The organism is Pseudomonas sp. 18058 (assembly GCF_902706155.1).
Classification (GTDB): Bacteria; Pseudomonadota; Gammaproteobacteria; order Pseudomonadales; family Pseudomonadaceae; genus Aquipseudomonas; species Aquipseudomonas rustica.
This window is the reverse complement of sequence record NZ_CACSJY010000021.1, coordinates 90,838-102,653: the sequence shown is the minus strand read 5'-3', so window position 1 is coordinate 102,653 and position 11,816 is coordinate 90,838. Positions and strand designations below refer to the sequence as shown.

9 protein-coding genes are annotated in these 11,816 nt (G+C 60.7%); 4 read left to right on the top strand and 5 right to left on the bottom strand.

Going from position 1 to position 11,816, the window contains the following annotated elements:
• Positions 1–93: 93 nt before the first annotated feature.
• Positions 94–1,422, bottom strand: a complete 1,329-nt coding sequence (gene miaB, locus GVL50_RS14025; protein WP_053124140.1) for a tRNA (N6-isopentenyl adenosine(37)-C2)-methylthiotransferase MiaB — start codon at positions 1,420–1,422, stop codon at positions 94–96.
• Positions 1,423–1,555: 133 nt separating this feature from the next.
• Between miaB and GVL50_RS14020 the strand changes: the two genes are divergently transcribed.
• Positions 1,556–1,885, top strand: coding sequence for a DUF1820 family protein (locus GVL50_RS14020; protein ID WP_003185742.1), 330 nt, complete (start codon positions 1,556–1,558; stop codon positions 1,883–1,885).
• Positions 1,886–1,996: 111 nt separating this feature from the next.
• Here GVL50_RS14020 and GVL50_RS14015 read toward each other — a convergent pair whose 3' ends face one another.
• The 4 genes from GVL50_RS14015 to GVL50_RS14000 all read right to left on the bottom strand — a co-directional run bounded on the left by GVL50_RS14015 (position 1,997) and on the right by GVL50_RS14000 (position 5,517).
• Entirely contained in the window at positions 1,997–2,551 is a 555-nt protein-coding gene (locus tag GVL50_RS14015; RefSeq protein WP_003228518.1) for a tetratricopeptide repeat protein, read from the bottom strand.
• Between the two features lie 225 nt (positions 2,552–2,776).
• Entirely contained in the window at positions 2,777–4,060 is a 1,284-nt protein-coding gene (gene hemL, locus GVL50_RS14010) for a glutamate-1-semialdehyde 2,1-aminomutase (RefSeq protein WP_053124138.1), read from the bottom strand.
• Between the two features lie 17 nt (positions 4,061–4,077).
• Positions 4,078–4,701: a thiamine phosphate synthase gene (gene thiE / locus GVL50_RS14005; RefSeq protein ID WP_008081079.1), complete on the bottom strand. Its 624-nt coding sequence runs from the start codon at positions 4,699–4,701 to the stop codon at positions 4,078–4,080.
• Positions 4,702–4,719: 18 nt separating this feature from the next.
• A complete protein-coding gene (locus tag GVL50_RS14000; protein WP_007909650.1) occupies positions 4,720–5,517 on the bottom strand; it encodes a hydroxymethylpyrimidine/phosphomethylpyrimidine kinase in 798 nt (265 codons plus the stop codon).
• Between the two features lie 472 nt (positions 5,518–5,989).
• Between GVL50_RS14000 and GVL50_RS13995 the strand changes: the two genes are divergently transcribed.
• The 3 genes from GVL50_RS13995 (at position 5,990) to amn (ending at position 11,759) form a co-directional block, all read left to right on the top strand.
• Positions 5,990–8,344 carry a hybrid sensor histidine kinase/response regulator gene (locus GVL50_RS13995; protein WP_159813692.1) on the top strand — a complete coding sequence of 785 codons (2,355 nt, stop codon included), beginning with the start codon at positions 5,990–5,992 and terminating at the stop codon, positions 8,342–8,344.
• A 95-nt stretch (positions 8,345–8,439) separates the two neighbouring features.
• Complete coding sequence (locus GVL50_RS13990) at positions 8,440–10,089, top strand: acyl-CoA dehydrogenase family protein (protein WP_159813690.1); 1,650 nt, start codon at positions 8,440–8,442, stop codon at positions 10,087–10,089.
• 170 nt (positions 10,090–10,259) lie between these two features.
• Positions 10,260–11,759: an AMP nucleosidase gene (gene amn, locus GVL50_RS13985; protein ID WP_162130776.1), complete on the top strand. Its 1,500-nt coding sequence runs from the start codon at positions 10,260–10,262 to the stop codon at positions 11,757–11,759.
• Positions 11,760–11,816 lie beyond the last annotated feature (57 nt).

Sequence of the window (11,816 nt, the reverse complement as noted above, 5' to 3'; positions counted from 1 at the left end):
GGCTTGCTCGCGAAAGCGTCGTGTCAGCCACCATAAACGTTGCTGATACACCGCTTTCGCGAGCAAGCCCGCTCCCACAAGGGAAATGTAGTGTTACTGAATCAACGAGCCGCGCAGCGAGTGCGGCTGGGCCGCGTCGATGTGCACATCAGCAAACTGGCCGATCAGGGTTGGATTGTCGCAGCGGAAGTTGACGATACGATTATTCTCGGTACGCCCTTGCAGCTCGCCCGGGTCTTTCTTCGAATAATCGGTCACCAGAATCCGTTGCGTCGAGCCGACCATTTGTCGGCTGATCTCGAAACCTTGCTGATTCAGGCGATGTTGCAGCGCGTTCAGACGCTCCTTTTTCAACTCTTCCGGGGTCTCGTCGGCCAGATCGGCGGCCGGAGTGCCCGGGCGTTGGCTGTAAACGAACGAGTAGGAAAAGTCGAAACCGACGTCGGCAATCAGCTTCATGGTCTGTTCGAAATCTTTCTCGGTCTCGCCGGGGAAACCAACGATGAAGTCCGAGCTGATGCAGATCCCCGGCACCGCCGCACGCAATTTGCGCAGCTTGGATTTGTACTCCAGCGCGGTGTGGTTGCGCTTCATCGCCGCGAGAATCCGGTCGGAGCCCGATTGCACCGGCAAGTGCAGATGCTTCACCAATTCCGGCACGTCGGCGTGGGCCTGAATCAGGCTGTCGGAGAATTCCAGCGGGTGCGAAGTGGTGTAGCGAATGCGGTCGATGCCATCAATCGCGGCGACGACGCGGATCAGTTCAGCAAGATCAGCCAGACGACCATCATGGGTCGTGCCGCGATAACCGTTAACGTTCTGCCCCAGCAGCGTCACTTCGCGCACGCCGTTTTCAGCGAGGTGAATCACTTCGGCGATCACGTCATCGAACGGCCGGCTGACTTCTTCGCCACGGGTGTACGGCACCACGCAGAACGTGCAGTACTTGCTGCAGCCTTCCATCACCGACACATAAGCACTCGGGCCATCGATGCGCGGCTCGGGCAAATGGTCGAATTTTTCGATTTCCGGGAACGACACGTCGACCTGCGGCAGCTTGGTGATGCGTGCGGCGTCGATCATTTCCGGCAGGCGGTGCAGGGTCTGCGGGCCGAACACCACGTCAACGTAAGGCGCACGATCACGGATCGCCGCGCCTTCCTGGCTGGCCACGCAACCGCCGACGGCGATCACCATGTCCGGGTTGGCCAGTTTCAGTTCGCGCCAGCGGCCGAGCTGCGAGTACACGCGATCTTGTGCGCGCTCGCGGATCGAGCAGGTGTTGAGCAGAATCACGTCGGCGTCTTCCGCGCGCGCGGTGACTTCCAGGGCCTGATGTTCACCCAGCAGATCGACCATGCGCGAGCTGTCGTACTCGTTCATCTGGCAACCGTGGGTTTCGATGTAAAGCTTCTTGGCCATGGATTAGTGTCGTCACGTGATTCAAAGAACCCGGCATTATAGGGAACAAGCCCTCAGGTTCCTACCGCTGTGCGTCCGGAGGCTATGCTATAGTTTGCGCCCTCATTTTTATCCCCGATGTTATCCCCCCGCCATGACCAAACGCGAAGCTCCAATCTATAAGGTGATTTTCCTCAACCAGGGCCAGGTGTTCGAAATGTACGCCAAGCAGATCTATCAAAGTGATCTGTGGGGTTTTCTGGAAGTGGAAGAGTTCGTCTTTGGCGAGCGCACGCAAGTGGTCGTCGATCCGAGCGAAGAAAAGCTCAAGGCGCAGTTCGAAGGCGTGGTACGCAGCTTTGTGCCGATGCATTCGATTGTGCGCATCGACGAAGTGGAACGTCTGGGCACCCCGAAAATCAGCGAAGCCCGTGGTGCGGTCGGCAATGTGATGCCGTTCCCGATGCCGATGCCTGAGAAGTAAGCCGTAAGACCGAGTCGCCTCATTCGCGAGCAAGCCCGCTCCCACAGGGGAATGCATTCCAATGTGGGAGCGGGCTTGCTCGCGAAGAGGTCAGAAAGGTCGATGCAAAAATCAGGGAAGAGGTGAGAAAGGCGTACGCCCATCGGCGCTCTGCAGTTCCATCAGGTATTTACGGAAAATTTGCCCAAGCACCTGCGTGGCAGTCTCAAGGTCTTCGCGGGACATCTTTTCGGACACTTCGTCGGCCGTATCCAGCGCATCTTCCGCGCCGTTGACCGCAGCCATCTTCAGCACGATATACGCCTGAATGTTGTTGGCCTGCACGCCTTCACCGTGGAAGAACATCGTGCCGAGTTTGAACTGCGCCTGAGCGTGGCCTTGCAACGAGGCTTTTTCGAAATAGCTCAGGGCTTGATTGAGGTCGCGCGGCGCATTTTTGCCGTCGTAGTAGAACTCACCCAACTCGTATTGCGCTTGCGCATCCCCTTCGTCCGCCGCTTTCTGGCAGGCGGCCAGTGCCTGCGTGACGTCTTGCGGCTGAGTATTGAGGGTGCAACGACCCATCGCCGGGATCAACAACGAGTTGCCGCCTGCTTGTGCATGCGCGAGCAGGGGCTGAAGGAGCAACAGGCAGCCCAAGGCAAGGGTGCGGCCGGTGCGGTTCATGGGAATCGACTTACCTCTGAAGGGCACGCGGACCCATCGAGGGATCCAATAAGCGCGCATTATGAAATAAGCAGGGCCAACCTTACAAAGTCTTTACTCGTTTTTCTGCTGCGCGGGGAATATATCGCCCACTTTAGGGGAGATTTTTAGCAGGAGCATCGGAAAAACAGCGCGGATGTAGGTGAATGCTGACGCTGGCGATAGCCAACGTCAGCGGTACGGCGATTATTTCAGTGCGGCGAAGGCGCGTTCGGCAGCGTCCAGCGTCAGTTGCAACTCGGCTTCGCCGTGAGCGATCGAGGTGAAACCGGCTTCGAAGGCACTCGGTGCGAGGTACACGCCACCTTCCAGCATCAGGTGGAAGAAGCGACCGAACAGTGCCGCGTCGCTAGCCATCACGTCTTCAAAAGTGACGATGTCGTCGGCGCCGCTGAAGTACAGACCGAACATGCCGCCCGCCTGGGTGGTCACGAACGGAATACCAGCCGCATCAGCGCGCTGTTGCAGACCATCGAGCAGACGCGTGGTGTAGTCGGTCAGCTCGGCGTGGAAACCCGGACGGCTGATCAAACGCAGGGTGGTCAAACCGGCGGCCATGGCCAGCGGGTTACCCGACAGCGTACCGGCCTGATACACCGGGCCCAGCGGCGCGATGCGTTCCATGATTTCGCGCTTGCCGCCGAAGCAACCGACCGGCATGCCGCCACCGATGATCTTGCCGAAAGTAGTCAGGTCAGGGTTTACGCCGTAGTAAGCCTGGGCACCGCCGAGGGCAACGCGGAAACCGGTCATCACTTCGTCGAAAATCAGCACCACGCCATGTTTGTCGCACAGCGAACGCAAGCCTTCGAGGAAGCCCGGCGCTGGCGGCACGCAGTTCATGTTGCCGGCTACCGGCTCAACGATGATGCATGCCACTTCGTCGCCCACTTCCGCCAACATCTTTTCAACCGCGTCGATGTCGTTGAACGGCAGGGTCAGGGTGTGTTTGGCGAACGCCGCCGGCACGCCGGCCGAGCTCGGTACGCCTTGGGTCAGCGCGCCGGAACCGGCCTTGACCAGCAGACTGTCGGAGTGGCCGTGGTAGCAGCCTTCGAACTTGATGATGCTGTCGCGGCCGGTGTAACCACGGGCCAGACGGATCGCGCTCATGGTTGCTTCGGTGCCGGAGCTGACCATGCGCACCATGTCCATCGATGGCACCAGCGAGCAGACCAGATCGGCCATCTCGGTTTCCATCGCAGTCGGCGCGCCGTACGACAAGCCGTGTTGCAGCTGATTGCGCACCGCGTCCAGTACGTCCGGGTGGCTGTGGCCGAGAATCATCGGGCCCCACGAACCGACGTAATCGACATAACGCTTGTCGTCTTCGTCAGTGACGTAAGCGCCTTCAGCGTGTTTGAAGAACAGCGGGGTGCCGCCCACGCTCTTGAATGCGCGGACTGGCGAGTTCACGCCACCGGGAATGTGTTTCTGGGCGTTGGCAAACAGGGTTTCGGAACGAGACATGATCGGGCTCTCAATCTTCAGGATTTGAACAATTCGTTGAACGCGCGGGCGCGGCGGGTCACTTCGGCGGTGCTCTCGGCACCGAACAAGCCGTGAACCACGGCGAGCAGGTCGACGCCGTGGGCTACCAGCGGCGCAGCGTTGTCGAGGCTGATGCCGCCAATCGCGCAGATCGGCAGGTGCAGCGTGCGTTTGGCTTCGTCGAGCAGATCGAGGCTGCAGGTCGGCGCGCCGGGCTTGGTGTTGGAGTTGAAGAAGCGACCAAAGGCGACGTAACTCGCACCTTCTTTGGCGGCTTGTTCGGCCAAAGCGATTTGCGCATGGCAGGTCGAGCCGATGATCGCTTTCGAACCGAGCAGGGCGCGGGTCGGCGACAGCGGGCCGTCGGTCTGGCCGAGGTGCACGCCGACGTTGAGGCGCGCGGCCAGTTCGGCGTCATCGTTGATGATCAGTTGCGTTTTGTAGCGCTCGCACAGATCGCGCAACGCTTCGGCCTCGCGCAGACGGCGGGCCTCGTCGTTGCTCTTGTCGCGGTATTGCAGCAGGGTGACGCCGCCTTCCAGCGCCGCCTCCACATAAGAGAGAAACTTGCCGGCCAGCAACTCGCTGTCGGTAATGGCATACAGGCCACGTAGTTTCATCGGGCAGACCTCACGACGTTACGAGCAGAAATCCAGCGGCAGGCGACGCGGGACGAACTGGCCTTTGCCCAGTTGTTCGGCATCGCGCAGGGTGCGCCAGGTGTAATCCAAAGCACTGCGCACGGCGCTGGCCAGGTGTTCGCCCTGAGCCAATCGACCGGCCAAAGCACTGGCCAGTGTGCAACCGGAACCGTGATAGCTGCCCGGCAGGCGCTGGCAGATAAAGGTTTCACGCAGGCCGTCGCGGCTGTACACGCGGTTGTGGATTTCAGTTTCGTCGCCATGGCCGCCGGTGATCAGCAGGTTTTTGACGAACGGCAGGAGTTTTTCAGCGCACTCGTCGGCGGTGCCTTCGGGCAGTTCGGCGAGGATGCGCGCTTCAGGAAGGTTAGGCGTGGCAATGATCGACAGCGGCAGCAGACGCTCGCGCATCGCATAGCCGACTTCGTCCTTGCCCAGGCGACCGCCGCCGCCGGCGCGCAGCACCGGGTCGCAGACCACCGGCAAGTGCGGGTGCGCCGAGAGCAGTTCGACAACGGTGTCGACCATCTCCAGCGAACCGAGCATGCCCAGTTTCACTGCAGCGACTTCGGAATCGTTGAGCACGGCATTGGCTTGAGCCAGTACCCACTCACGGTCGAGGACGCGGAAGTCAGTGACGTTGACGGTGTCTTGCACGGTCAGGGCGGTGACGGCCGGAGCCGCATGGCAACCCTGCGCGAGCAGGGCTTCGATATCTGCCTGCAAGCCGGCGCCACCACTTGGGTCGTGGCCGGAGAGACAGAGGACAACGGGGCGGGAGCTGTAGATATTCATGGTGCGCGAGCTTACCACCAAAGCTGATTTTCGGGTTCAGTCCTGACGGTGTTTGCTAGCAGATTGTCGGACAACGCTGCAGCACCGGATGAACCCATAACTGTGGCGAGGGGATTTATCCCCGATGGGCTGCGAAGCGGCCCCAAACCCTGCAACCCGATTTCTGCTGGCACACCGCGCCGGCTGATTTTACGACTGCTGCGCAGCCGGTCGGGGATAAATCCCCTCACCACAAAGGTATTCACATCATCAGGTGTCGGGTGAGCTGACCAACCCAACAGCTCTAGTCCGCTGCTTTGCTCTGAAACGCCCGTTCTAGAGCCTTTGTAGGAAAAATTTCGATGGTGCTCAATGGCCAGCAGCGGCTATGCTAGTCTGGATCCAAACCAATAACAGGTAATACCGGTTTTACGTCTACTCAAGGAATGGGGGGGCTTCCTGACATAACCGGACGAGCCACGCTGGGGCTTCAATGCGCTATTTGCTGATGTTGCTGTTTTGCTTGCCCCTCATGGCGAGCGCCGTCGAATTCGACGAATTCACCCAGAACCTGCCTTTGGGCCGGTCGCTGCAAGTGTTCGAAGACCCAAGTGGTCAGGCGAGCATTGCCGACGTCCGCGCGCAGGCCGCTGCCGGCAATTTCAAAGCCCATGACAAAGCCACGCTCAATGCCGGTTATTCGCGCTCGGCGTTCTGGCTGAAAATTGATCTGCATTACCGCCCGAGCAACCCCGCCGCCCAGCGCACCTGGTTGCTCGAGCTGGCTTACCCACCGCTCGACCATCTTGATCTGTATTTGCCCGACGCCAATGGCGACTATCAGCTGATCCGTCAGACCGGCGACGCCTTGCCGTTTGCCAGCCGCGAAATCCGCCAGAACAACTACCTGTTCGATCTCGCCTTCGAGCCCGACCAACAACAAACCGTGTACCTGCGACTGGCCAGCCAAGGCTCGATCCAGGCACCGGTAACGTTGTGGTCGAGCACCGCGTACCTCGAAGATCAACCCGTGCGCCTGTATGTGCTCGGCATCATTTATGGCGTGCTGCTGGGGATGGTGGTTTACAACCTGTTCATCTACCTCAGCGTGCGCGACACCAGCTACCTCTATTACATCTTCTACATCGCCTCGTTTGGCCTCTATCAACTGTCGGTCAACGGCGCGGCGGTCGAGTACTTCTGGCCGAACAATCCGTGGTGGGCCAACGCCGCGACACCGTTCTTCATCGGTTGCGCCGGCCTGTTCGGCAGCCAGTTCGCGCGCAGTTTCCTGCAGACCAAAACCCATAGCCGTGGACTTGATCGCGTCTTGATCGGCCTGATCGCGTTTGGCGCGCTGGTCATCGGACTGTCCTTGATGACCAGTTACGCCCTGGCCCTGCGCCTGGCGACGACGCTGGCGCTGACCTTCACCGTGGTGATTTTTGCCGCGGGGATTCTGGCCTGGTGGCGCGGTTTGCGGGTGGCGCGGTATTTCATCATTGCCTGGTCGGCGTTTTTGCTCGGCGGTATCGTCAACACGCTGATGGTGCTCGGCCTGCTGCCAAACGTGTTCCTGACCATGTACGCCAGCCAGATCGGCTCGGCCATCGAAGTGGCGCTGCTGTCGCTGGCGCTGGCCGACCGCATCAACGCGATGCGCGAGCAACAGGCGCAGACCCTGTATGACGCTGGGCAGAAACTCGAAGTGCTCAACCAGCAACTGGCCCACAGCAACAAGCTCAAAGATGAATTTCTGGCGACCCTGACCCACGAACTGCGCACACCGATGAACGGGGTGATCGGTTCGCTGGAATTGATGCAGACCGTCGAGATGGATCCGGAGCTGGAGCAATATCAGCAAACCGCCGCCGGTTCCGCGCGGGACATGATGCGCATGGTCAACGGCATCCTCACCCTCACCGAATTGCAGGCGGGCAAGCTCAAGGCCTCGCCGGGCAGTTTCAGTTTGCGTGGCGTGGTCGAATCGTTGCGCGCGCAGTTCGACGGCAACGCGGCGAGCAAGTCGCTGGACTTCAAGGTCGACGTGCTGCCAACCCTGCCTGATCGTCTGCACGGCGACAGCGCCAAACTCGCGCAATGCCTGGAATGCCTGCTGGATAACGCGATCAAGTTCACCCGCGTTGGCGGGCTGGCGTTGCGGGTCACCGGCAAACCGTCGACGGGCAATCGTCTGGCGCTGTCGTTTGCGGTGATCGACACCGGCATCGGTTTCACCGATCTGGGCGAGGCGACGATGTATCAACGTTTCTTCCAGCTCGACGGTTCGATGACCCGCGAATACGGTGGCCTCGGCGTTGGTCTGGCGATCTGCCGACAATTGGTGGAGCTGCTCGGCGGCAAACTCACGCACCGTTCCGAACCTGGCAGCGGCAGTCGCTTTCAGCTGGATGTCGAGTTTGAATTGCCGGTGGTTGAGCCCGCGCCGAATCCTGCGCCTGGCGGTGATTGCATTCGCGCGCCGCAGGACTGCACGGTGTTGCTGGTCGACGACAACAGCGTCAACCAACTGGTGATGCGCGGCATGCTGCTCAAGCTCGGTTTCCGCGTGCGCACCGCCGACAGCGGCGCGACGGCGCTGGACTGCCTGCGGCGAGAAACCTTCGACGCGGTGCTGATCGATTGTCAGTTGCCCAGCCACGAAGGCGCGTCATTGTGCTGCCAGATTCACGCGCTGCCGGGTTGTGCGAACTTGCCGGTGTTCATGCTCGCATTGGGTGCCGATCGAGAGGTCTGCGCCACGGGCGTCGCGGTCGATTACCTGAACAAACCAGTGAAATTCGAGGATTTGCAGTCGGCGCTGGAGCGTCGGGTGCTGTGCTGCTGATAGGGTAAAAGCGCCGCGAATTCGGCGTCTATGACACTTTGATCGACGGAGAGCCGGTGCTTAACTGAGCTTTCTGGAGAGCCAAGGAGCCCGTCATGAACCTGCATCAGTTCGCCGAAACCCACGAAGTCACCAACCAGCCGCCGTCGCTGGACGGCACCAACCTGTACCGCATCGACCTGCCGTTGCAGGAGTGGTCGCGCAGGTTCGGCGCCGGTTGGGCCGAGTCGCGGATCGATGCCTATGGCGCGCTGGCCGGCGGGCCGTTGATGGAAGCCGGGTTCCTCGCCAACCAAAACAAACCCATATTTGTCAGCCACGATCGCTACGGCCATCGTATCGATCTGGTGGAATTTCATCCGGCTTATCACGAGCTGATGCGCACGGCGATCGAGCATGGTTTGCACTCGATGCCGTGGACGCATCCACAGGCCGGCGCCCACGTCGCCCGCGCCGCGATGAGTTATCTGCACAGCCAGGCTGAGGCCGGCAGCGGTTGCCCGCTGACCATGACTTTCGCCAGCGTGCCAGCGCTGCGCCTGCAACCGAATCTGGCTGAGCAATGGCTGCCGAAAGTCCTCGCCACGGAATACGACCCGCGCAACGTCGGCATGGCGCACAAGGCCGGCGTGACCATCGGCATGGCCATGACCGAGAAACAGGGCGGCACCGACGTGCGCGCCAACACCACCAAGGCTTATCCGGTCGGCACCAGTGGCCCGGGCGAGGCGTATGAATTGGTCGGGCACAAATGGTTCTGCTCGGCGCCGATGTGCGATGCATTCCTCACGCTGGCGCAGACCGACAAGGGTTTGAGCTGCTTCCTGCTGCCGCGCCATCGTCCAGACGACACACGCAATCAGTTCTACATTCAGCGCCTGAAAAACAAGCTCGGCAATCAGTCCAATGCCTCCAGCGAAGTGGAATTCCGTGGCGCGCTGGCGTGGATGGTCGGCGAAGAAGGGCGCGGCGTACCGACCATTATCGAGATGGTCGCGATGACCCGTTTCGATTGCATGGTCGGTTCCAGCTCGCTGATGCGTCAGGCGCTGACCCAGGCCAGCCACCACTGCGCGCACCGCAAGGTCGGCGGCAAACTGCTCAGCGAGCAGCCATTGATGCAAAACGTGCTGGCCGATCTGGCCCTGGAAAGCGAAGCCGCGCTGGCCCTGAGCTTGCGCATGGGCAAGGCGTTGGATCATCTGGACGATCGCCACGAAGCGCAATTTGCACGGCTGGTGACAGCGGTGGGCAAGTATTGGATCTGCAAACGCGCGCCGGGAATGATCAACGAAGCGGCGGAATGCATGGGCGGCGCCGGGTATGTTGAAGAGAGCATCCTGCCGCGTTTGTACCGCGAGGCGCCGGTGAACTCGACGTGGGAAGGTTCGGGGAATGTGCAATGCCTCGACGTGCTGCGGGCGTTGTCAAAAGAACCGGGTGTGCTGGATGTGTTGTTCAGCGAGCTCGGTGATGGCCACGGCGACAAACGCCTGGCCGCGCATATTCAACAGTTGCAGGCGCAGTTCAAGGATACGAGCGACATTCAGTATCGGGCGCGGCAACTGACTGAAGACATCGCGCTCGGTTTGCAGGCCAAGCTATTGCTGGAGGCCGGGAACTCAGCCGTCAGCGATGCCTTTATTGCCAGCCGCCTGAGCGGTGGTGGCCGCGCCTACGGCGCCTTGCCACGCGGCCTCGACATCGAAGCCCTTGTCGCCCGCTCAACCCCCCAAGCCCTCTGACCCCACACAAATCCCCTGTAGGAGCTGCCGAAGGCAGCGATCTTTTGATCTTATAAACAACAAGATCAAAAGATCGCAGCCTTCGGCAGCTCCTACAGGGATTGGGGGGGTTCATATATTGTGCGGTTGCCAACATGCCACTGTTCCCGTGACGCCACGATGCAGGCAAGATGAAGCTCTGCAAGTCAGAACACAGGAAGCTGATCGTGACCGAAGCGTTTATTGTTGTTCAAACCGCCGAACAAGCCGTGGATCGTCTGGCCGAGTTGCATGAGCGGGCCACCACTGCGCTGAACTCGGCGCTCAAGCGTTACCTGAAAGATCGCGTCGAGCCCGACGCGGCGCAGCGTGCTCTGTTTCGTTATCCCGAACTGCGTCTGACCTATCACTGCCAGGGCGAAGTCCCGCAGACCACCCGCGCTTACGCCAAGGTGCAACTGCCGGGCACTTACAGCGTCACCGTCACCCACCCGGCGGCGTTCCGCAAATATCTGCTTGAACAGCTGGTACCGTTGATGCACGACTTCACCGTGACTGTGGAAGTCGGCGTCAGCCAGCAAAACATTCCGTATCCGTATGTGGTCGAGCAGGGCGATGAACTCGCCGGTTCCGGCGTCACCGCTGCCGTGCTGGCGCGGGTGTTTCCGAGCACCGACCTGTCCGCCGCCACCGATGGCATCGCCGACGGCCTGTACGATTGGGAAAACACCGACCCGCTGCCGCTGGCCTTGTTCGATGCGGCGCGCGTGGATTTCTCCCTGCGTCGCCTGGTGCACTACACCGGCAGCGACTGGCGCCATGTGCAGCCATGGATTCTGCTGACCAACTATCACCGCTATGTCGACCAGTTCATCGTCCATGGTCTGGAGCAGTTGCGCAGCGACCCGCGTTTCGTGCGCATGGTCTTGCCCGGCAACGTGATCATCGAAAAGAGCATGGATCACGGCGAAGCCTCGGCAATCGCTGCCGGTGTGGTCTGGCACCGTTATCAGATGCCGGCCTATCACCTGATCGCCAACGATGGCCACGGCGTCACGCTGGTCAACATCGGTGTCGGCCCGTCCAACGCCAAGAACATCACCGACCATCTGGCGGTATTGCGTCCGCATTGCTGGCTGATGATCGGTCACTGCGGCGGCCTGCGTCAGTCGCAGACCATTGGCGACTACGTGCTGGCCCACGCTTACATGCGTCGCGACGGCATTCTTGATCGCGTGGTGCCGCCGAACATTCCGATCCCGGCACTGGCCGAAGTGCAGATGGCGCTGCAACAGGCAGCGGCGAATGTCACTGGTGAGAAGGGCGACGATCTGAAAAAACGCCTGCGCACCGGCACCGTGCTGACCTACGACGACCGTAACTGGGAATTGCGTTGGGCGCAGGAACGACCGTTGATCAACCTGTCTCGCGCCGTCGCGGTGGACATGGAAAGCGGCACGATTGCCGCGCAGGGTTACCGCTTGCGCGTACCGTACGGCACGTTGCTCTGCGTTTCCGACAAACCGCTGCACAGTGAAATCAAACTGCCGGGTTCGGCCAACGCGTTCTATGAGCGCGCGGTCAGCCAGCACTTGAAGATCGGCATCGAAGCGGTCGATCTGCTGCGCACCGAACTCAACTCGCTGCACTCGCGCAAACTGCGCAGCTTCGACGAACCGCCGTTCCGTTAACGGTTAGTCGTGGTCATTTGGCGGTCGGGGCACTAGCATTGTCAGCCCTGATCGCTA

Excerpts from the sequence above, each read along its gene's own strand:
- miaB (WP_053124140.1), bottom strand. The coding sequence starts at position 1,422 with ATGGCCAAGAAGCTTTACATCGAAACCCACGGTTGCCAGATGAACGAG.
- GVL50_RS14020 (WP_003185742.1), top strand. The coding sequence starts at position 1,556 with ATGACCAAACGCGAAGCTCCAATCTATAAGGTGATTTTCCTCAACCAG.
- GVL50_RS14015 (WP_003228518.1), bottom strand. The coding sequence starts at position 2,551 with ATGAACCGCACCGGCCGCACCCTTGCCTTGGGCTGCCTGTTGCTCCTT.
- hemL (WP_053124138.1), bottom strand. The coding sequence starts at position 4,060 with ATGTCTCGTTCCGAAACCCTGTTTGCCAACGCCCAGAAACACATTCCC.
- thiE (WP_008081079.1), bottom strand. The coding sequence starts at position 4,701 with ATGAAACTACGTGGCCTGTATGCCATTACCGACAGCGAGTTGCTGGCC.
- GVL50_RS14000 (WP_007909650.1), bottom strand. The coding sequence starts at position 5,517 with ATGAATATCTACAGCTCCCGCCCCGTTGTCCTCTGTCTCTCCGGCCAC.
- GVL50_RS13995 (WP_159813692.1), top strand. The coding sequence starts at position 5,990 with ATGCGCTATTTGCTGATGTTGCTGTTTTGCTTGCCCCTCATGGCGAGC.
- GVL50_RS13990 (WP_159813690.1), top strand. The coding sequence starts at position 8,440 with ATGAACCTGCATCAGTTCGCCGAAACCCACGAAGTCACCAACCAGCCG.
- amn (WP_162130776.1), top strand. The coding sequence starts at position 10,260 with ATGAAGCTCTGCAAGTCAGAACACAGGAAGCTGATCGTGACCGAAGCG.